Below are 21557 nucleotides of genomic sequence, written 5' to 3'. Positions count from 1 at the left end.
CCATTGGAGCTTCAATGATCAGCAAAACTAAGCAATCACAATTAAAAAGCTACCACTGGAAAGGCATCAATAGCTCCGGTAAAAAAGTATCAGGGCAAACCTTAGCGCTTACCGAATTAGAAGTACGTGAAAAGCTCAAAGATCAGCATATCCAGATAAAGAAAATCAAAAAGAAAAGCATCTCGGCACTGACGCGTTTAACCCATAGAGTTAAGTCTCGGGATATCACCGTATTGACCCGCCAACTTGCGACTATGTTAGCTACAGGTGTCCCGATTGTGCAGGCGATTAAGTTGGTCTCAGATAACCACCGCAAAGCTGAAATGAAATCTATCCTGTCACACATCTGTAAAGGTGTTGAGGCTGGTACACCTATATCCAAAGCGATGCGAACCGCAAGTCGTCACTTCGATGACCTCTATACCGATTTAGTCGCAACTGGTGAGCTCTCGGGTAACCTCGCACAAGTCTTTGAACGCTTAGCGACCTATCGTGAGAAGAGTGAACAGCTCAAGTCTAAAGTCATCAAGGCGCTCATCTATCCTGCAATGGTAGTCACTGTCGCACTCACTGTCTCTTATTTAATGCTGACCATAGTGATTCCTGAGTTTGAGTCGATGTTTTCAGGCTTTGGTGCCGACCTCCCTTGGTTTACACAGCAAGTACTAGAGCTTTCTCATTGGATGCAGGCATACAGCTTTTATACATTTGTAGGTGCAGGGTTAGCAGCATTAGTTATCTATCAACTCTGTCAGCGTTCCTACTCGATTCGATTATCGACCAGCCGCTTGGGGTTAAGGTTTCCAATTCTAGGCGGTGTCATGGCCAAAGCCTCCATTGCCAAATTCAGTCGCACACTATCAACCAGTTTCGGTTCTGGTATCCCCATTCTCATGAGTCTAAAAACCACAGCCAAAACCGCAGGTAATTTGCACTATGAATCGGCAATCATCGAAGTACATCGCGAAACCGCTGCAGGCATTCCAATGTATATCGCAATGCGAAATACCAACGCCTTTCCTGAGATGATGTTGCAGATGGTGATGATTGGCGAAGAGTCAGGCAACCTTGATGAAATGCTCAACAAAGTCGCCTCGATTTACGAGTTTGAAGTCGACAACACCGTCGATAATTTGGGCAAAATATTAGAACCGCTGATCATTGTGTTTTTAGGATCCGTCGTAGGTGGTCTTGTGGTTGCGATGTACTTACCGATCTTTAATCTTATGAGTGTGTTAGGATAGCCAAAAGCAACTAAACACCCATGAGTAGAAACCTCTACTCATCTTGATTAAGTGGTAAAGGACACTATGGAAGTATTTCACTACTATCCTTGGCTATTCCCGGTATTAGCATTCATTTTTAGCCTTCTGATTGGCAGCTTCCTTAACGTCGTCATACATCGTTTACCTATTATGATGGAACGCGAATGGCAACAAGAGTGCTCGGAGTATTTCTCCCAATATAAAATTCCTGCGCCAGAAGGTAAGTTCAACCTCAGTGTTCCTCGCTCTACTTGCCCTAAATGTAAAACTCAATTAAGAATCGTCGACAATATTCCAGTGTTAAGCTGGTTGTTCTTGAAGGGTAAGTGTCACAGCTGTGCTAATCCAATCAGCGCTCGCTACCCTTTGGTTGAACTGCTGACTGCGACACTTTGCACAGTTGTTGCCAGTCACTTTGGTTTCAGTTTTTACGCTATTGCACTGATATTTTTCACCTTTGCGTTAATTACCGCGACTTTTATCGACCTCGACACCATGCTATTGCCTGATCAGATTACCTTGCCGTTAGTTTGGTCTGGTATCGCTTTAGCCCTATTTAATATCAGCCCAGTATCGCTTCAAGACTCAGTAGTCGGCGCTATGGCTGGCTACCTCGCATTATGGTCCGTCTACTGGCTGTTCAAACTGCTGACAGGTAAAGAAGGCATGGGTTACGGTGACTTCAAGTTACTGGCTGCACTTGGCGCATGGCTGGGTTGGCAGCATCTACCGATGATCATCCTGCTGTCTTCGCTTGTTGGTCTAGTGTTTGGTTTGATTCAGCTGCGCTTGAAACAGCAAGGCATTGATAAAGCCTTCCCATTCGGCCCTTACCTTGCGATTGCTGGTTGGGTAAGCTTGATGTGGGGTAACGACATCATGGGTTGGTATTTCACTTCAGTATTAGGAATGTAACCATGGCAATCATTATCGGATTAAGTGGCGGTATAGCCAGTGGAAAAACGACTGTCGCTAACCTATTCAACGAACATTTTGGCATTGATATTGTCGACGCCGATATCGTGGCACGTGAAGTGGTTGCGTTAGGCAGTGATGGACTAAAACAGATTACTGCTCATTTTGGTGAAACCATCTTGCTTGAAGATGGCACACTCAATCGATCTAAACTGCGCGAGCTGATCTTCTCAGACCCAGAGCAAAAACAATGGCTCAATGATCTTCTTCATCCCATGATCCGTGACAAAATTGACAGTGACCTGTCTAAAGTCACCTCTCCCTATGGTTTATTAGTCGCACCTCTATTGGTTGAAAACCAGATGCAAGGCATGACGGATCGCGTATTAATTGTTGATGTGCCTACAGAAGTGCAAATTGAACGAACGATGAACCGTGACAATGTTTCTAGGGAACAAGTTGTATCAATTTTGAAATCACAAGCTTCAAGAGAACAACGCTTAGCAGTTGCAGATGACGTGATTAAAAACCATACTAAAAACCAAGAACTTTTGCCGCAAATCACAGATTTACATAAAAAGTATCTGGCAATCAGTACAGTAGATGGGTCAGAATAGAACTATGTTGAATGAAGGCTTGCTCGATGATCACCCACAAATTTGAACATCCTCTAAATGAGAAAACACGCATCTACCTAAGAGTGGAATCGCTCTTGAGGCAGTTACATCTGTCTTCTACATTTTCCGATGCTCAACAGTATCAACTCTTTTTCCGCTCTATCTTCGATCTGATTGAAATCTTCGAACAGATCCAACTCAAGAGCGAACTTGCAAAAGATCTTGAGAAGCAACGTGTCACCTACAAAAGCTGGTTAGACGTTGAAGGTGTCGATCAAGAGATGCTTACGTCACTGCTCAATGACATTGGCAACATCTATCGTGATTTAATGCATGCGGAGCGTTTTGGTCAATCTCTTAAAGAAGACCGCTTCCTAAGTGCCATTCGCCAGCGTTTTAATCTGCCTGGCGGTTCATGCTGCTTTGACCTACCAGCGCTGCATTATTGGTTACACCTCCCTCTTGATAAGAGAATGAGAGATGCCAAGGCGTGGATGGATAGCCTACAGCCTCTGTATGAAGCGCTAACGCTATGGTTAAAGCTAACCCGAGAGACTGGTCACTTTAAAGAGCAAATTGCTCGCGCTGGCTTCTTCCAGAGCGATGCTGAAGAAGCGAATATCCTTCGCCTATCCATTCCGATGCAATACGGTGCCTACCCGATGATCTCAGGGCACAAAAACCGCTTTGCTGTTAAATTCATGAGTTTTGAAACAGGACAAGCCTGTACTCAAGATATCGAATTTGAGCTGGCTATCTGCACCTAATTAATTTCCTTTAGCGTTTGGCTTGAGTGAACACTTGAGCCTAAACTCTTTGTTATTACACCCTCTAATTAAGAATCACTATGTCGAACAAAATCACCATCGTTAAATGCCCTCAATGTAATACTGACGTTGAATGGGGTGAACAGAGCCCACACCGTCCGTTTTGCAGTAAGCAATGTCAGATGATTGATTTCGGTGAATGGGCAGACGAAGAGAACAGTATCGCTGGCGCACCAGATATGTCTGATAGCGATGGTTGGTCGGAAGACCAGTACTAAGATTCGAGATTCGAGATTCGAGATTCGAGATTCGAGATTCGAGATTCGAGATTCGAGATTCGAGATTCGAGATGAATTATTAAGGGTTGGCGTTTTGCGTCAATCCTTTTTTATTGCCGACAGTTTGGTGTTTGCCAAAAGAGATTCCCTACTCCTTCCTTCGTCAGTCTAGGGAATGACGACCAAAGTAGTCCTAGTATCATGTCCTAACTCAGTAATTCAAACCTCTCCGTCATCCACAAGAACGAGGAACGAACGAGTTGGGGATCTCTTAACTGCGAAACTCTAAATAGCAGGCACAAAAAAGCGGAGCCAAATGGCTCCGCTTTTATCGATAGAATGCAAAAAGAATTACTTCTTAGCAAGCTTCTCTTTAATACGAGCAGACTTACCAGAACGCTCACGTAGGTAGTACAACTTGGCACGACGTACTGCACCACGGCGTTTAACTTCGATGCTATCAACCATTGGAGAGTGAGTTTGGAACGCACGCTCTACACCTTCACCGTTCGAGATCTTACGAACTGTGAATGCAGAGTGAAGACCACGGTTACGAATAGCGATTACTACGCCTTCGAAAGCCTGTAGACGCTCACGGTCACCTTCTTTTACCTTAACCTGAACTACAACAGTGTCACCTGGTGCGAATTTAGGAAGGTCTGATTTTAGTTGCTCTTCTTCAAGAGCCTTAATGATGTTGCTCATTTGTATAAATTCCTAGAATAAACTGATACTAAATTTAATAGGTTACTGCTTGCTTTTCGTTAAGAGCGTTGCTCTTTAATGAATTCAGCCAGTAATTGTTCCTGTTCGTCAGTCAGAGCTAGGTTTTCCAGGAGTTCTGGTCTTCTTAGCCAAGTTCGGCCCAACGATTGTTTTAATCGCCAGCGACGAATGTCCTTATGGTTTCCAGACTTGAGCACCGAAGGCACTTCTTTGTCGTCTAGCACCTCAGGGCGCGTATAGTGAGGGCAATCTAGCAAACCATTCGCAAAAGAATCTTCTTCTGCTGAAGCGAAATCTCCAAGTACACCCGGTACAAACCGAGAGACTGAATCAATCAGCGTCATGGCTGGCAGTTCACCACCCGTCATCACAAAATCTCCAATCGACCATTCTTCGTCGACTTCAGATTGAATGATGCGCTCATCTACCCCTTCGTAGCGACCACAAATAAGAAGTAAATTCTCGTTTGTTGCTAGCTCTTCAACACCTTTCTGGTCGAGTTTACGACCTTGAGGTGAAAGGTAGATAACTTTCGTCTTTCCCGGTGATGCTTGTTTGGCAGTTTGAATAGCGTCGCGCAAAGGCTGAACCATCATCAACATGCCAGGACCACCACCGTAAGGTCTATCATCAACAGTGCGATGTTTATCATGAGTGAAATCACGAGGATTCCATGTCTCAATAGATAAAAGACCTTTCTTTACCGCTTGACCCGTTACTCCAAAATCAGTAACTGAACGGAACATTTCAGGAAATAGGCTAATTACGCCAACCCACATGTGTTCTCTCGCTCTATGATTTTAAAGTTAGAATCCAGGATCCCAGTCAACTTCGATCCGTTGAGCTTCGCGATCAACTTTCTTGATCACTTGCTCTTCAAGGTACGGTACTAACCGTTCCTTTTGTCCGAAAGCATCCTTAAGATTTGCTTTGATTACTAGAACATCGTTTGAGCCAGTTTCTAGCATGTCGGTAACGACACCTAGATCGTAACCTTTAGTGGTTACAACTTGCATACCAAACAATTCACGCCAGTAGAATTCCTCTTCTGACAATTCAGGTAATGAAGCAGGGTCTATTGCGATTTCAAAGTTAGTCAGTACATGAGCGTCCTCGCGAACCTCAAAACCTTCCAGCTTACACACCATACCTTTGTTATGGCGCTTCCAGCTTTCTACTTTGAATTCAACCCACTTCCCCTTTTGGTTAACGTACCAAGGAGAGTAATCAAATATGCTTTCAGCGTTGTCTGTGTAGGAAAAAACTTTAAGCCAGCCACGAATGCCATAGGTAGCACCAAACTTGCCCATAACAATTTTTTCGTCTTGCTTGCTCATCGTTTCTTTACCCTTCATCGACATAAGCTATTTCTCTTTTAAAAAGAATTAAGCCGCTTTTTGAGCGTCTTTAACTAGCTTAGCTACACGATCAGATAGAGATGCGCCTTGACCAACCCAGTGGTTAACGCGATCTAGGTCTAGACGTAGACCTTCTTCTTGACCTTGAGCAGTAGGGTTAAAGAAACCTACTTTCTCGATGAAACGGCCAGTTGCAGCGTTACGGCTATCCGCAACTACGATTTGATAGAATGGACGCTTCTTAGCGCCGTGACGTGCCAAACGAATGGTTACCATGTCGTCCTCTTTGCTTTCTTAATAAAATAATTAACCCCAATAACCATTTATCACTAAACAGCTTGGGGTCTCGTGCCAAATTAAAGCCCCGGAATTTTACTCTTATTCCGGGGCAATGCAAGGGGTTTAGCTATTTTTTCACCAACATAGTGCCTGTATACTTTCTGTGACACAGATAACACTATGAAAAGTAAAGGTGCTACAGGTTACATTAGGCGATTATCGACCGAACGGGTTGAAGCCGCCGCCCATACCACCCATGCCACCGCCGCCCATCATGCCTTGCATGTTGCGCATCATGCCTTTCATGCCACCTTTCTGCATTTTCTTCATCATTTTCTGCATTTGGGTGAACTGCTTAAGCATACGGTTTACATCTTGTACCTGTGTACCAGAACCAGCGGCAATACGTTTTTTACGTGAGCCTTTGATTAGCTCAGGGCGTTGACGCTCTTTCATGGTCATAGAGTTGATGATCGCTTCCATCTGCTTGAACATCTTGTCATCAACTTTATCTTTCACGTTGTCTGGTAGCTGAGACATGCCTGGAAGTTTATCCATCATGCCCATCATGCCGCCCATGTTTTGCATCTGGCCTAGCTGTTCACGGAAGTCTTCAAGGTCAAAACCTTTCTTCTCTTTGAACTTCTTAGCCAGCTTCTCTGCTTTCTCGGTATCAACGTTTTTCTGTAGGTCTTCAATAAGCGACAGAACGTCACCCATACCTAAGATACGAGAAGCAACACGATCAGGGTGGAATGGTTCTAGTGCGTCAGTTTTCTCACCAACACCTAAGAATTTGATTGGCTTGCCAGTGATATGACGAACAGACAGCGCCGCACCACCACGCGCATCACCATCAACTTTCGTTAAGATAACACCGGTTAGTGGAAGCGCATCACCAAAGGCTTTTGCCGTATTCGCCGCATCTTGACCTGTCATAGCATCAACAACGAATAGAGTTTCAACTGGGTTTATTGCCGTATGAAGCTCTTGGATCTCGCCCATCATCTCTTCATCAATCGCTAAACGACCCGCGGTATCGACAAGTAGCACGTCGTAGAATTTCTTCTTCGCGTGGTCGATTGCAGCGTTAGCAATATCAATCGGCTTCTGGTCAGCCGAAGATGGGAAGAAGTCAACGCCAACATCGCTAGCTAACGTTTCAAGTTGTTTGATCGCCGCAGGACGGTAAACGTCGGCAGACACAACCAAGACTTTCTTCTTGTCACGCTCTGTCAGCAATTTAGATAGCTTACCTACCGATGTGGTTTTACCCGCACCTTGTAGACCAGCCATTAAGATAACCGCTGGCGGTTGCGCTGCTAGGTTAAGTGCTTCGTTAGACTCACCCATCACCGCTTCAAGTTCAGCTTGAACGATCTTAATGAATTCTTGGCCCGGTGTTAGAGATTTAGAAACCTCAACACCCACAGCGCCTTCTTTTACACGCTTAACAAAATCGCGGACAACTGGCAGTGCCACGTCAGCTTCAAGAAGCGCCATACGCACTTCACGTAGCGTATCTTTAATATTGTCTTCGGTCAGACGACCTTTACCGCTGATATTCTTCAGCGTTTTGGATAGACGATCCGTTAAATTATCAAACATAGTTTTCTCTTCGCTCAATCCTGCGACTATTAAGTTGAGTATACATTAGCGTGGATTAGAGTCATACCCGTTGTAGAGCGTTAATCATCCACGCTTGTGATGTGAGACGGTGTTCACTTGGAATTGAGTGAGGTTCACCATAGCCCCAAAGAGCGATGCAAGGTATAATTCGCCAATTAGTAATCATTTTAATGGATACCATGGACAGTCTTATTGCGATCGCAGCAGCCTTTCTTTATACAATGGCGATTTCCACGATCATTCCAGGTCTCGTGCACCAAACAGGAATCCGTGTAAAAACGGTGTTTATCAGCGCATTACTTGCTCTAGCTTTCCATGCTTGGTTGCTTGGCGATTTAATCTTTAATGCCAGTGGTCAAAACCTCAGTATCTTAAACGTTGCTTCACTGATCAGTTTAATCATTTCTCTAGTGATGAGCGGTGCTATGCTCAAAACCAGACTGTGGTTCATTCTTCCTGTGGTTTATAGCTTCGCAGCACTGAACTTGATGGCGGCAACTTTTCTTCCAAGTACCTTCATCAAACATTTAGAGAATGACCCAAAACTGCTGATGCACATCTCTTTGGCGCTGTTCTCTTACGCGACGCTCACTATTGGTGCTCTATACGCACTACAGCTTGCGTGGCTAGATCACAAACTTAAAAAGAAGAAAGCACTGGTTATCAACCCTAACCTACCTCCATTAATGATGGTTGAAAGACAACTTTTCAAGATCATCCTAATTGGTAATGGCTTATTAACGGGTACCTTACTGACTGGTTTCATCTTCGTACAAGACATGTTTGCTCAAGGTAAAGCACACAAAGCCGTGTTGTCTTTTATCGCTTGGGTTATCTACTCCATTCTTCTGTGGGGCCATTACCAAAAAGGCTGGCGTGGACAAAAGGTGACTTGGTTCGCCCTTGCAGGTGCTAGCATGCTCACATTAGCCTACTTCGGTAGCCGCTTCGTTCAGGAAATCATCCTGAGATAACAACCAAATTAAAGGCAAGGTCACGCATACCTTGCCTTTAAAATATTGAGTCAGATAGATTCAATTGACATCTCGACCATGTTCGGTCATAAATTAATCAAGATACACAAATAGGAAAAGAATAGTTTTGGACGACATATCAACGGGTATCTTATTTGCGCTACTCGCGTGTCTCATTGTAATTTCTGGTTATTTCTCTGGTTCCGAAACGGGCATGATGTCCTTGAACCGCTACCGTTTAAAGCACTTGGCCAACACGGGTCATAAAGGTGCAAAGCGCGTAGAAAAACTTCTGAACCGCCCCGACAGGTTGATAGGCCTCATTCTCATCGGTAACAACCTTGTCAACATTCTCGCTTCTGCGATCGCTACCATTCTTGGTATGCGTATCTACGGGGACATCGGTGTGGCTGTCGCAACCGGTACCCTGACTCTCGTGATCCTCGTATTCGCTGAGGTCACACCAAAAACCATCGCTTCTCTGTTTCCTGAACGTGTCTCCTACGCTAGCAGCATCTTGCTAATGATTCTGATGAAGGTACTGTCACCACTGGTGATATTAGTGAACTTCATTACCAATGGCTTCATTCGTATTCTGGGTGTCAAAGCCAGTCACGACGCGACCGATCATTTGAGCTCTGAAGAGCTAAGAACCGTTGTAAATGAAGCGGGCAATCTAATACCTCAACGTCACCAAGATATGTTGGTGTCTATTCTAGATTTAGAGCACGTTACCGTGAACGATATCATGGTGCCTCGTAACGAGATTACCGGTATCGACATTAATGATGATTGGAAATCCATCGTTCGCCAGCTGACCCACTCCCCTCATGGCCGAGTTGTTCTTTATCGTGACCAAATAGATGAAGTAGTTGGCATGCTAAGGCTGCGCGAAGCGTATCGTTTGATGCTGGAAAAAAACGAATTCAACAAAGAGACTCTGCTACGTGCCGCAGACGAAATCTACTTCATTCCTGAAGCAACCCCACTCAATATTCAGCTGCTAAAATTCCAACGCAACAAACAGCGCATCGGTCTAATCGTTGATGAATACGGTGATATCAATGGCTTGGTGACATTAGAAGATATTCTAGAAGAAATTGTCGGTGAGTTTACCACTTCAATTGCGCCAAGTTTGTCTGATGAAATCACACCGCAGAGCGACGGCAGCTTCCTAATTGAAGGTAGTGCGAACATTCGTGATATCAACAAAGGCTTGCAGTGGGCTCTCCCAACCGATGGTCCTAGAACGTTAAATGGTTTGATACTAGAACATCTGGAAGACATTCCAGAGAGCCACCTAAGTGTTCAGGTTGCCAGTCATCCAATGGAGATTGTGGAGCTTGAAGAGAACCGCATCAAGCTAGTACGTGTCTTTCCACAGATCGTAAATGGATAACAGGTTCAAATAGTGATCTCTATTGATCTGCTACATGAGAAAACAGAAAGGCCCGGTTCAATGAACCGGGCCTTTTCATATCTTACTCATCGAGAATCAACTCAAATGATTAATCGACTTTAAGCTCTTTAAGCATTGACTCTGGCAGTGCTAGTTCGTCATTCTTGTTTACTGAGATACCAGCAGCGATGATGGCATTCGCGATCTCTTTCGCTTCGTCCAAAGAGTGCATTGCTGCTGTACCACACTGGTATTCGTTCAGCTCAGGGATCTTATTCTGGTTCTCAACTTTCAGCACGTCTTGCATTGCCGCTAACCAAGCATCAGCAACTTGCTGCTCTGAAGGTGTACCAATCAGGCTCATGTAGAAACCTGTACGACAGCCCATAGGTGAAATATCGATGATCTCTACGTCTGAACCGTTCAGTTGAGCACGCATGAAGCCAGCGTATAGGTGCTCAAGAGTGTGGATACCTTTCTCAGATAGGATATCTTTGTTTGGTGCCGTAAAACGCAGGTCAAATACCGTGATTGTATCCCCTTTTGGAGTTTGCATTGTTTTCGCAACACGAACTGCTGGTGCGTTCATACGAGTGTGATCTACAGTAAAACTATCTAATAAAGGCATTGCTATTCTCCGTGACGGTTGGCTTTAGAAAAACCAACTTCGATTGTCTTCTAGTTCTTTGCGGCACTGTTTCAGTTGCCAGCCATAATCTTTTGCTTGCTGTTCGACTTTACGAGCCACCTTAATTAAAGATGGTTTGCTGTTATACGACTTACGTTTATAACCACCGCGGCCTTCATGGTAAGCCAAGTACTGGTTGTACGGGTCCCATAGCGAGATACCGAGTTGACGACGCGTTTCGCTGGTGTACCAGCCTATAAACATAAGCGCATCATCAAAGTTGGTTCTTGAACCGCCATTGTTGGTCGCTTTTTGGAAATCTTCCCAAGCGGGGTCCTGAGCTTGAGCATAGCCATAAGCGCTGCTTACCGCCCCCAAGGAATAAACCCTAGGATGTAGTCTTTTGGTGGCCGCGCATCATGACGGAAGCTACTCTCTTGTTTTACAAAAGCCATCGCTACGTTGATGGGAGTACCCCACTCTTCTTGCATATCTAAGGCATCTTCATACCACGATGGATGCTCTCTGAAGATACTACATAGGTTGTCTTGCTGTTTCGGCGGTGGTGTTGCACAACCAACCAAAAGGCTAGAGACAACACCGACAGTGACTACAGGTAACCATTTACTACTCGCACGAGTAGGCTTACCTAATAAGGTTTGCTTCCTTTCCACCAACGTCTCGCTATGCTTTTAAATACGAAAAATAATCCGCTAAGAAGCTATCAAAATCTTGAGTGCTCGCTTCTTCACTTTGTTGCTGAGCTACCACAGAGCGTTGAACCTCTGCTTCCATCAGCTCAGCTGAATATACTTTGTATTGATGTGCTTTGTGCTGTTGAGCGTACGTTTTGCCTAGCGCACAGCCAACTTTACCTAAACCACCTAACTTCTTAGTCTCTTCTAGCAATTGGCCAGAAATGGTTAGCTCTGGGTTATCAATCCAAGCTTCAAGCGTATCGCAGGTTTCTTGGTAAGCTCGGCCGCCTTGTTCAGCATCCATCATCTCAGCAATTGAGCGTAGGTCTTTGAACACGCGCTTAGCCCAATCTTGAAGAGACAATCGCTCACCGTGACAACCAATTTGCAGTTCTAGACCAACTTGACGACCTTCCAAGATCACCTTGTTCCAGTTATCACGCCAGCATTCAAGCTCACAGTTATCCATTTCAGCAGAGTCAGTTAGCACACTCCACGTTAGGAATAGATCTAAGAAGCGAACTTGCTGCTCAGTGATACCAATTGAGCTGAATGGGTTTACGTCTAGAGAGCGAACCTCGATGTACTCAACACCGCCACGAGCCAGTGCTTCAGATGGTTTCTCACCACTCTTCGCCACACGCTTAGGACGAATAGGTGCGTAAAGCTCATTCTCAATTTGCAATACGTTGCTATTAAGCTGACGGTATTCGCCATCAACCTTAACACCAATCTCTGCAAACTCTTCAGATGGCGTGCGAATCGCTTGGTTTAAGCCTTCAAGGTACTGACCTAGGCTGTTAAAGCCTATCTTCAATACGCTTTGTGCGCTGTTAGTGTAACCAAGATCACTCAGACGCAGCGCCGTTGCTTTTGGTAGATACAGTGTCTCGCCAACCTTTTCAAAAGGTAGGTTGGTTTCTCTTCCTTTGATGAAAGAAGAACATAATGCTGGCGAAGCACCAAAGAAGTATGGGATTAACCAACCAAAGCGGTAGTAGTTACGGATCAAACCGAAATACGCATCTGACTTAGCTTCACAACGCGCCTCTTCTGTTTGCTCTCCAAATAGGCTATCCCAGAAGCTTTCAGGGAAAGAGAAATTGAAGTGCACACCAGAAATAATCTGCATCAAGCTACCGTAACGACGTTTCAAGCCTTCTCGGTATAACGTTTTCATTTTACCGTTATTAGACGTGCCGTATTGCGCGAGCTGAATGTAATCTTCGCTACCAACGTAACAAGGCATAGAGAGCGGCCACAGCTTTTCGCCGTCTAACTTGGTTTGCGTGAAGTGATGAATATCAGACAACTGATTCAAAAGAGTAGGAACATCATTTGAAACAGGCGTGATAAATTCCAGTAACGACTCAGAGAAATCGGTTGTTACCCACTCGTTCATCAACGCAGAACCTAAAGCCTTAGGGTGCGGCCCAGTAGCAAGGTGCCCATCTTCCGTGTAGCGTAATGTTTCCCTTTCAACACCACGACCAAATTGAGAGAAGGTCTTAGGGTTGGTTGCAACTTGCTTTAGTCGCGCAGCAAAATCAGTCAAAATTCAGTTCACTTATCTTATATCGTTCCGATTAGAACTATCATAAATTAGGTTGGAGGAGAAAAGTAGAGTCTCTTCCCTCCCCCTTTAATGTGTACTCTAACGAATGATTTCAAGCTCTTCTATTGGAATATCTAACTTTTCTAATTGAGGGCGAAGCGAAGCCGCATCACCAACCACAATTATTTGATAATCATTCGGGTCGAACCATTTCTTCGATAGTTCATTCAATGTCTCTTTTGAGACCGTCTCAACTATCTGATTACGTTGTTGTAGGTAATCTTCATCAAGGCTCAATGCGACAATATTACTCAACAAACCAGCCTTTTGACTTGGCGTTTCGTATTTGAGCGCATCTTGTTGACCGACGGCAAGGCGCATAAATTTCACCTCATCATCAGTTAATCCACTTTGACTAAACTCATTCAGTTCATTAATAAACTCTTGAATCGATGGCACTGTCGCATTCGCTCTTACCTGCGCGCTAAATACCACCGCGCCCGTTTCGCGAGTACTGGCAAAGTAACCGCTCGCACCATAAGTGTACGCCTTGTCTTCGCGTAGGTTTTGGTTGATACGGCTATTAAAGTTACCCGCTAGGTTAAAGTTAGCCAATTGGCTCTTGTATAGTTCACCTGTTGCATCAAAAGGCAGGCCTTTACGAACTAAGCGAACAATACTTTGCGGCGCACCCGGCTTATCAACTAAATATAAACGCTGCTCAGTCAGGTCTTTGACAATCTGTGGGCGTGTCAGCGGTGCCGCCTCGCCTTTCCACTCCTCAAAGAATTGTAGCTGCTTTCCAACCTCTTTCTTCGAGATGTCCCCTACAATAACAATATTAGCTCCCTCCGGAGTATAGTGTTGACTGTAAAACTGTTTTACATCGTCCAGAGTTAACGATTCTAAAGACTCTTTAGTACCATCACTTGCGCGAGCAAAAATACTGTCGCCAAACAGCACTTCACGGGTTGCTTGAGATGCCATCCAGCTTGGTTGTTGATGCTGATATACCACCCCTTCTAGCATCTGTTTCTTAACGCGTTCGAAATCTTGCTCATCGAACTTAGGCTCCAGCAAAACTTCTTGCACGATCGCTAAGGTTTGAGGCAGGTTTTTCTCTAGCGTAGAAATTGAAATATCTGTGGTGTAACTACCAGCATTGATACTCACACTGGTACCCAACTTATCTAGGGTCGCCTGTAGCTCTTCAACCGTTCGTTTAGTAGAGCCTTCTTCCATCATAGCGGCTGTTAGGTTTGCTAGGCCCTCTTGACCTTTACGGACATAACGCTCACCCGCCGGCAGTTGGATTTGCATCTGTACTGTCGGCGTTTCACTGGTTTCAGTACCAATCAAGTCGCTACCGTTTGCAAAGTGCATGCGATACAGCTCTGGCATCGTCGCTTCTACACCAAAGTTGACCTCTGGCATCACGCTGCGATCAAAGGTGTCCGTAGCTCTTCTGAAGTTCAACTGGTCTTCTGTCACCTTGCTGTATTCAGGCAACGTACGTGGTGGTGTGGTAAACGTCGCTTCACGAACCGCTAAATCAAGCTGCTTCTTAGGAACCACACTTAAAGTCACTTTGTGCTTACCTTCGATGAAATCTTGGTAGGCCTTACTCACGCTTTCTGGTGTAACGGCCCGGATTTGATCCAGCTGGGATTCAATGCGATCTGGCTGACCATAGAAAGTTTGGTTAGATGCCAATTGCGACACCTTGCCTTTTACACTTTGCAGTGCAAAAACCGCATCCGCCTCAGCCATTCCGGTAATCTGGTCTAGACGCTCTTGTTGAACCCCCTCTTTCGAGAACTTATCTAAGGTATCCATTAACTCTTTATTGAGAACGGTTAAGTCACCTTTTTTACCAGAGTCTCCCATCGCATATACGTACATGGTACATGCCAATTCAGCACAATCATGAAATGAACCAGCACTCACTGCCTTTTGAGTTTTCACTAGATTTTGGTACAGATAGCTGTTGGTGCCAGAACCTAAAACATTAGACAACGCATTCAATGATGCTTGGGTCTCTTCGCCGCGATAAGTTGTCGGCCAACCGACCAATACCATTGGTTGGCGAATGTTATCTTCTAGAGTGATGTACTTGTCTTCCGTTAGCACAGCAGGCTGTTTCTCTGCAGCTTTAACTTCTGGGCCTTTTGGGATCGGGCCAAAGTATTTATTAACCCACTCAAGCGTATCGTCGACATCGATATCACCACCGATTGTCAGTACCGCATTATTTGGGCCGTACCAACGCAAGAAGAATGCCTTGAGATCATTCACATCCACTCGGTCAAGATCTTCGACATAGCCAATTGGTTGCCATGAATATGGGTGCCCTTCAGGGTAAAGCGCTTCACCCATGCGCTCCCACATCAAACCATAAGGGCGATTTTCATAGCTTTGAGCTCGTTCATTTTTAACCGTACCTCGCTGAACCTCGAATTTCCGCTGAGAAACCGCATCAAGTAAGAAGCCCATTCGGTCTGACTCTAACCACAACATTTTTTCAAGTTGATTAGATGGGACGGTTTCAAAGTAATTAGTGCGGTCACGATTAGTGGTGCCGTTTAACGAACCACCGGCCTCAGTAATGATCTTGAAGTGCTGCTGGTCACCAACGTTCTCAGAGCCTTGGAACATCATATGCTCGAAGAAGTGAGCAAAACCAGACTTGCCTATCTCTTCACGTGCAGAGCCGACATGATAGGTAACATCCACGTGTACAAGTGGATCGGAATCATCGGGAGAAAGGATAACGGTGAGTCCATTATCTAATTGATACTTAGCATAAGGAATCACCACTTTATCTTTAGAGGGCTTAACCTCTTCTAAAAGAGTGACACCTTCTGGTAATGAGGAAAAGAAGGATGTTGAGCTAGGTACATTGTAAGAACAGCCGGCAATGGCGATAAGAGAAAATGTACCAAGTAAAACCTTTTTCATAGGTTCTCCTTAGAAAAAACCGAAGTAGATAGCAGCAAGTAAGCTATAGCGAGCAGCTTTGCCAATCGCAATCAAGATAACGCTAGGGATGAATTTCATTCTCAGCCAGCCAGCGGCTAGACACAAAGGGTCACCGATAACGGGCAACCAACTGAAGAGTAAAGTCCAATAACCATAACGGCTTAGCCAAGCCATAGCCTTATGACCATGCTTTTCTGATTGAGTTCGATTAGGCAACCACAAACCAATCCAATAGTTAGTAAGGCCACCTAACGTATTGCCGAGTGTCGCTATCAGAATGATCGACGATGTTGAGAATTGATCTAAGCTCAATGCCGCGACAAGGCTCGCTTCAGAGCCTCCGGGCAACAAGGTGGCACTCAAGAAGCCACTGATAAATAAGACCCATAGCGCTGAATCAGAGAACCAAAGCGCTATGTTTTCGAAAAGAGAATTAAAGAACTCTAGCACTGCATATTAACCTTCTTGCATCTTAAGCAGTATCTTGCCTCTGGTGTGTCCGGTTTCTACCTGCAGATGAGCCGACTGTGCCTCTTCCAGCGGGTAAATACCTTGAATTTCTGTTTTTAGCAATCCAACACTCACCATATAAAGCATGGTATCCATTTGCTCTGGGTTAGGTTCCACCAACATACCTGATGCTGTGAAACCTAAAAGTTTTGCCTTCTCGCAGATTAACTCTGCCGATAGGGTCGGAACGGTAACCACTCTTGCGCCATCCTTCAGGCACTTCAACGCATCAAGCGCCGTATCGCCACCTACCAAATCAATCAGCACGTCGACATCCGACACTCGTTCAGACGCTGGAGCAAATTTATAGTTAATAGCATGGGCACCTAGCGTTGCTAGGTAATCAAGATTTGCTTCGCTACAAGTGGTGTAAACCTCAGCTTTTGCTGCAACGGCAATTTGAACGGCAATGTGTCCAACACCACCCGCACCCGCTAAAATGAGTACGCGATCGCCCTCTTTCACTTCCGCTTTATTGAGCGCTTGTGCCGCCGTTTGACTCGCCAGAGGGAGAGCGGCTGCCGCTTCTAATGTTACAGAGTTAGGAATGATGCTCAGTGCAGTTTCAGGTACACACACATATTGGCTGTAACCACCACCTTGCAATGGGAAGCCGATAAAGCCCGCCACATTATCACCAACAGTAAAACGCTCAGCCTGTTCGCCTAACGTAACCACTTGCCCCGCGATATCGTAGCCTGGTATCCAAGGTAGGTTATCTTTGTTTTGTGCAGCCGCCCAACCTAGCCCTGCTCGAGTTTTAACATCTATCGGATTGACGCCGGAAAAAGAGACCTTAACCACCACTTCGCCAGCTTTAGGCTCTGGTATTGCACTGGTTTGAAGTACAAGGTTTTCCACCCCACCAAACTCGGTAATCGCTATCTGTCTATTTTCCATTTAAACACGTCCCTAATTAGTTAAAACCTAACGAATAAAAGAAAGGGATGCACAAGCATCCCTTCGACTATAAACCATTTAATAAGGCTAAGTTAACCGCTCATTCGTAAATTGACGACCAATTAACGTAACGATACATGACCTAGCTATCCACTAACCGACTAGCGCTAATAGAATACCGGCCGCAACCGCACTACCTAATACACCTGCCACGTTCGGCCCCATTGCGTGCATCAACAAGAAGTTCTGAGGGTTCGCCTCAAGACCAACCTTGTTCACAACACGAGCTGCCATTGGAACCGCTGATACACCAGCAGCACCAATCAGTGGGTTGATATCCTCTTTCGAGAAACGGTTTAATAGCTTCGCCATCAACACACCGCCCGCAGTACCGATACTGAACGCCACCGCACCTAAGCCTAGAATACCTAACGTTTCTAAGTTCAAGAAGGTATCTGCTTGAAGCTTAGAACCTACACCCAAGCCAAGGAAGATAGTTACAACGTTGATCAGTTCGTTTTGTGCAGTCTTCGATAGACGGTCAACCACACCCGCTTCACGCATTAAGTTACCTAAACAGAACATACCAACCAGTGGTGTTGCTGAAGGTAGGAACAAGATCGTCATCAGTAACACTGCAAGTGGGAAAAGGACCTTCTCACCTTTGCTTACGTGACGAAGCTGAGCCATCTTAATTTTGCGCTCTTCTGGAGACGTTAACGCCTTCATGATTGGCGGCTGAATGATAGGAACTAAAGCCATGTAGCTGTATGCTGCTACAGCAATCGCACCTAGCAGGTCAGGAGAGAGCTTACTCGCTAAGAAGATAGCCGTTGGGCCATCTGCACCACCGATGATTGCGATAGAAGAAGCATCTGCCATCGTAAATTCCATGCCTGGAATGTAGTTCAGCAAGATCGCGCCAAACAGTGTTGCGAAAATACCGAACTGAGCAGCTGCACCTAACCACAAGGTTTTAGGGTTAGCAATCAACGCACCGAAGTCCGTCATCGCGCCCACGCCCATAAAGATCAGCAGTGGGAAAATACCCGTTTCAATACCAATGTAGTAAACGTAGTAAAGCAAACCACCTGGATCAGTAAATCCAGCATTTGGAATATTGGCTAATACAGCACCAAAACCAATCGGCAACAACAGTAAAGGTTCAAATCCTTTGCGGATCGCCAAAAACAACAGCAAGCAACCGACCAGCATCATACAGATCTGGCCGAACTCGAAGTTAGCAATCCCTGTTTCAGACCATAAGGTCATCAATCCTTCCATGGTACTCCCTTACGCTAGGCTTAGTAGTGGAGCGCCTACAGTAACTGCATCGCCTTCTTTAACATTCAGTTCTTGAACGATACCACCACGAGCAGCACGAACTTCCGTTTCCATCTTCATCGCTTCAAGAATAAGCAGAACGTCGCCTTCAGCGACTTCAGCGCCCGCCTGAACATTCACTTTAAAGATGTTACCCGCTAATGGAGCTGGTACCGCTTCCGCGTCAGATGCCGCTACCGGTGCAGCTTGTACCGCTTGAGCTGGTTTTGTTGATGGTGCTACTGACGTCAGTTCACCTTGTGGGCCAACTTCTACATCATAAACCTGACCATCCACCTTCACGCTGTAGCTCTCGATCCCACCAGATACAGGAGCTGGTGCCGCTGCTGCCACAGGAGCCGCAGCTTCTGCCGTTGGCGCAGGTTCGAATGCTTCTGGGTTACGACGGTTCTTAAGGAACTTAAGACCCACTTGTGGGAACAGTGCATAAGTCAGTACATCATCTACCGTATCTTCCGCTAGAGAAATACCTTCTGCTTTTGCTTTTTCTAGCAAATCAGTCGTTAACTCATCCATTTCAGATTTCAGCAGATCTGCTGGGCGACAAGTGATCGCTTCAGCACCATCCAATACTTTAGCTTGCAGTTCTGCATCCACTTCAGCTGGAGCTTGACCGTATTCGCCTTTCAATAAACCCGCTGTTTCTTTAGTGATGCTCTTGTAGCGCTCACCCGTCAGTACGTTAATAACCGCTTGAGTACCGACAATTTGAGAGGTTGGCGTTACCAAAGGAATGTAGCCAAGCTCTTTACGTACGCGTGGGATCTCTTCAAGCACCTCATCCATACGATCGGCAGCACCTTGCTCTTTTAACTGGCCTTCCATGTTAGTCAACATGCCGCCAGGAACCTGAGCAATCAAGATACGAGAATCAACACCTTTTAGTTGGCCTTCCCATTTCGCGTACTTTTTACGAACATCACGGAAGTAAGAAGCGATTGGCTCAATCTGATCCAGCTTAAGGTTAGTATCACGCTCAGTACCTTCTAACATCGCCACAACCGTTTCTGTTGGTGTGTGACCGTAAGTACAGCTCATTGAAGAGATAGCGGTATCTAGAATATCGATACCCGCTTCAACGGCTTTAACTGCTGTTGCTGTAGAAAGACCCGTTGTCGCGTGGCTATGCAGTGCTAGAGGAACGTCACACGACGCTTTGATACGTGTAATTAATTCTTCAGCTTCGTAAGGCTTTAATAAACCTGACATATCTTTGATACATAGTGAATGACAACCTAGGTCTTCTAGACGCTTAGCCAAATCAACCCAAGTATCTGAGTTGTGGACAGGGCTGGTTGTGTAAGACAAGGTACCTTGAGCGTGGCCGCCAACGTCAATCGTTGCTTTCACCGCTTTTTCAAAGTTACGTACATCATTCATCGCATCAAAAATACGGAATACGTCCATGCCATTCTTATGGGCACGTTCAACAAATTTTTCTACTACATCATCCGCGTAGTGACGGTAACCCAACAGGTTTTGACCACGCAGTAGCATCTGCATTGGTGTATTTGGCATCGCTTTTTTCAGTTCACGCAATCGCTCCCATGGATCCTCTCCAAGAAAACGAATACACGAATCAAACGTCGCGCCGCCCCAAGTCTCTAAAGACCAGTAACCGACTTTATCCAGTTCTGCCGCAATTGGCAGCATATCTTCGATACGCATACGAGTAGCAAATAGTGACTGGTGCGCGTCACGAAGTACCACATCTGTGATAGCTAGTGGTTTAGACATGCTCATAAACTCCTTTTTAATCCTTTAAATGCTACTTAGCAGTTGACGCACGGTATTGATGAACCGCGGCCGAAATTGCTGCCACTACCTGTGGACTAACAGCTGAAGGGTTTGATTGTGATTTTTGAATTTTTTTAGGTGCTGCGATCGGCTCAGGTACTTCTTCTGGTACCAGTTTTGACATCAACCGAACGAGGTAAACTAGAATAGTTAGGAAAATAAAGACAACGGACATCCCCGTTATCATTAGAGTCGCCGCATCTCCTAGCAGGCTTCCAATATTAGTCATGTTGCTTCCTTTCTTCGTCATCCTGACATATGTACAGGATTTCAGCGAATAGTGATCCCGACCCATGGATTATCTCGATTGGTAAAAGTTTGTCAATTTTGTTTAAGGTTCTGTTACGGATAACGCACACATAAGGTTAATTATTCGCCTATCAGATCACATAAATCTGTCAAATACGTCATTTTTAGATATTTAAACTGTGACTTAAGCGGGGCTTTTCTGAGAATTGATATGAGAAAGGTAGAATAACAAGGAAGTATTTGATAACCACTTAAAATACAACAAGTTAAACGTTAAGTAATTTTAACATTTTATCAACATTTATATACCAGACATAAAAAAAGCCTCGTGAAAACGAGGCTTTTTTTAATAATGTGGCGCGCTCTGGAGGATTCGAACCTCCGACCGCCTGGTTCGTAGCCAGGTACTCTATCCAGCTGAGCTAAGAGCGCACGGTTTTAATATCAATTCATTGTTACTAACAACAGATCAATATAAGGATTTCATTCTTATAGAAAGAAGCCCTAAATAGTGGCGCGTCCTGGAGGATTCGAACCTCCGACCGCCTGGTTCGTAGCCAGGTACTCTATCCAGCTGAGCTAAGGACGCACGGTTTTCGATATCAGTATTCCCAATATCAGGAGTTCACAAGGAAACCCTAAATAGTGGCGCGTCCTGGAGGATTCGAACCTCCGACCGCCTGGTTCGTA

20 protein-coding genes, 2 tRNA genes and 1 pseudogene are annotated in these 21557 nt (G+C 45.2%); 7 read left to right on the top strand and 16 right to left on the bottom strand.

Translation table 11 applies throughout. The annotated features are described in order from the left end of the window. Positions 1 to 14: 14 nt before the first annotated feature. From F0232_RS14960 to yacG, 5 genes are all read left to right on the top strand, one after another. Positions 15 to 1244, top strand: coding sequence for a type II secretion system F family protein (locus F0232_RS14960; protein WP_105057582.1), 1230 nt, complete (start codon positions 15 to 17; stop codon positions 1242 to 1244). A gap of 66 nt (positions 1245 to 1310) precedes the next feature. Continuing rightward, the gene (locus tag F0232_RS14955) at positions 1311 to 2180 is read left to right on the top strand and encodes an A24 family peptidase (RefSeq protein WP_102426438.1); all 870 of its coding nucleotides are present in this window, start codon (positions 1311 to 1313) and stop codon (positions 2178 to 2180) included. A gap of 2 nt (positions 2181 to 2182) precedes the next feature. Further along, complete coding sequence (coaE, locus tag F0232_RS14950) at positions 2183 to 2797, top strand: dephospho-CoA kinase (protein ID WP_105057583.1); 615 nt, start codon at positions 2183 to 2185, stop codon at positions 2795 to 2797. A 26-nt stretch (positions 2798 to 2823) separates the two neighbouring features. Then, the gene (gene zapD / locus F0232_RS14945) at positions 2824 to 3564 is read left to right on the top strand and encodes a cell division protein ZapD (protein ID WP_061032469.1); all 741 of its coding nucleotides are present in this window, start codon (positions 2824 to 2826) and stop codon (positions 3562 to 3564) included. 80 nt (positions 3565 to 3644) lie between these two features. Continuing rightward, positions 3645 to 3842: a DNA gyrase inhibitor YacG gene (gene yacG / locus F0232_RS14940; RefSeq protein ID WP_008222354.1), complete on the top strand. Its 198-nt coding sequence runs from the start codon at positions 3645 to 3647 to the stop codon at positions 3840 to 3842. Between the two features lie 351 nt (positions 3843 to 4193). Here the strand turns inward: yacG and rplS are convergent, their stop codons facing one another. The 5 genes from rplS to ffh all read right to left on the bottom strand — a co-directional run bounded on the left by rplS (position 4194) and on the right by ffh (position 7813). Next, on the bottom strand, positions 4194 to 4547 hold the full coding sequence (gene rplS / locus F0232_RS14935; protein WP_004738151.1) for a 50S ribosomal protein L19: 354 nt from the start codon (positions 4545 to 4547) through the stop codon (positions 4194 to 4196). 59 nt (positions 4548 to 4606) lie between these two features. Next, a complete protein-coding gene (gene trmD, locus F0232_RS14930) occupies positions 4607 to 5347 on the bottom strand; it encodes a tRNA (guanosine(37)-N1)-methyltransferase TrmD (RefSeq protein WP_061032468.1) in 741 nt (246 codons plus the stop codon). Positions 5348 to 5374: 27 nt separating this feature from the next. Next, the gene (gene rimM / locus F0232_RS14925; protein WP_061032467.1) at positions 5375 to 5929 is read right to left on the bottom strand and encodes a ribosome maturation factor RimM; all 555 of its coding nucleotides are present in this window, start codon (positions 5927 to 5929) and stop codon (positions 5375 to 5377) included. A 24-nt stretch (positions 5930 to 5953) separates the two neighbouring features. Next, positions 5954 to 6202: a 30S ribosomal protein S16 gene (rpsP, locus tag F0232_RS14920; RefSeq protein ID WP_004410028.1), complete on the bottom strand. Its 249-nt coding sequence runs from the start codon at positions 6200 to 6202 to the stop codon at positions 5954 to 5956. Positions 6203 to 6421: 219 nt separating this feature from the next. After that, a complete protein-coding gene (ffh, locus tag F0232_RS14915; RefSeq protein WP_061032466.1) occupies positions 6422 to 7813 on the bottom strand; it encodes a signal recognition particle protein in 1392 nt (463 codons plus the stop codon). 200 nt (positions 7814 to 8013) lie between these two features. Here ffh and F0232_RS14910 point away from each other — a divergent pair, with 200 nt between their 5' ends. Then, positions 8014 to 8808 (top strand): inner membrane protein YpjD, encoded by a 795-nt coding sequence (locus F0232_RS14910; RefSeq protein ID WP_004738143.1) that lies wholly within the window; start codon positions 8014 to 8016, stop codon positions 8806 to 8808. 127 nt (positions 8809 to 8935) lie between these two features. Beyond that, positions 8936 to 10207, top strand: coding sequence for an HlyC/CorC family transporter (locus F0232_RS14905; RefSeq protein ID WP_008221067.1), 1272 nt, complete (start codon positions 8936 to 8938; stop codon positions 10205 to 10207). A 109-nt stretch (positions 10208 to 10316) separates the two neighbouring features. Here the strand turns inward: F0232_RS14905 and luxS are convergent, their stop codons facing one another. From luxS to F0232_RS14850, 11 genes and pseudogenes are all read right to left on the bottom strand, one after another. Further along, entirely contained in the window at positions 10317 to 10835 is a 519-nt protein-coding gene (gene luxS / locus F0232_RS14900; protein WP_105057584.1) for an S-ribosylhomocysteine lyase, read from the bottom strand. Between the two features lie 24 nt (positions 10836 to 10859). Then, positions 10860 to 11509 (bottom strand): annotated as a pseudogene (locus F0232_RS14895) (hypothetical protein). 10 nt (positions 11510 to 11519) lie between these two features. After that, positions 11520 to 13088, bottom strand: a complete 1569-nt coding sequence (gene gshA, locus F0232_RS14890; RefSeq protein WP_061032462.1) for a glutamate--cysteine ligase — start codon at positions 13086 to 13088, stop codon at positions 11520 to 11522. Between the two features lie 99 nt (positions 13089 to 13187). Continuing rightward, the gene (locus tag F0232_RS14885) at positions 13188 to 16046 is read right to left on the bottom strand and encodes a pitrilysin family protein (RefSeq protein WP_105057585.1); all 2859 of its coding nucleotides are present in this window, start codon (positions 16044 to 16046) and stop codon (positions 13188 to 13190) included. A 9-nt stretch (positions 16047 to 16055) separates the two neighbouring features. Next, positions 16056 to 16517, bottom strand: a complete 462-nt coding sequence (locus F0232_RS14880; protein ID WP_004741880.1) for a YqaA family protein — start codon at positions 16515 to 16517, stop codon at positions 16056 to 16058. Positions 16518 to 16523: 6 nt separating this feature from the next. Further along, positions 16524 to 17477 carry an NADP-dependent oxidoreductase gene (locus tag F0232_RS14875; protein WP_105057586.1) on the bottom strand — a complete coding sequence of 318 codons (954 nt, stop codon included), beginning with the start codon at positions 17475 to 17477 and terminating at the stop codon, positions 16524 to 16526. A gap of 153 nt (positions 17478 to 17630) precedes the next feature. Next, positions 17631 to 18761 carry a sodium ion-translocating decarboxylase subunit beta gene (locus F0232_RS14870; protein ID WP_105057587.1) on the bottom strand — a complete coding sequence of 377 codons (1131 nt, stop codon included), beginning with the start codon at positions 18759 to 18761 and terminating at the stop codon, positions 17631 to 17633. Positions 18762 to 18770: 9 nt separating this feature from the next. Then, positions 18771 to 20558, bottom strand: coding sequence for a sodium-extruding oxaloacetate decarboxylase subunit alpha (gene oadA / locus F0232_RS14865; protein ID WP_008221082.1), 1788 nt, complete (start codon positions 20556 to 20558; stop codon positions 18771 to 18773). A 31-nt stretch (positions 20559 to 20589) separates the two neighbouring features. Next, positions 20590 to 20847 (bottom strand): oxaloacetate decarboxylase subunit gamma, encoded by a 258-nt coding sequence (locus tag F0232_RS14860; RefSeq protein ID WP_004741884.1) that lies wholly within the window; start codon positions 20845 to 20847, stop codon positions 20590 to 20592. Between the two features lie 375 nt (positions 20848 to 21222). Beyond that, positions 21223 to 21299, bottom strand: a tRNA-Arg gene (locus F0232_RS14855). Positions 21300 to 21379: 80 nt separating this feature from the next. Further along, positions 21380 to 21456 (bottom strand) — tRNA-Arg (locus F0232_RS14850). Positions 21457 to 21557 lie beyond the last annotated feature (101 nt).

Source organism: Vibrio sp. T3Y01 (assembly GCF_013114525.1).
Classification (GTDB): domain Bacteria; phylum Pseudomonadota; class Gammaproteobacteria; order Enterobacterales; family Vibrionaceae; genus Vibrio; species Vibrio chagasii_B.
Note: the sequence above shows the minus strand (reverse complement) of the source record. Positions and strands in the feature narration are given on the sequence as shown.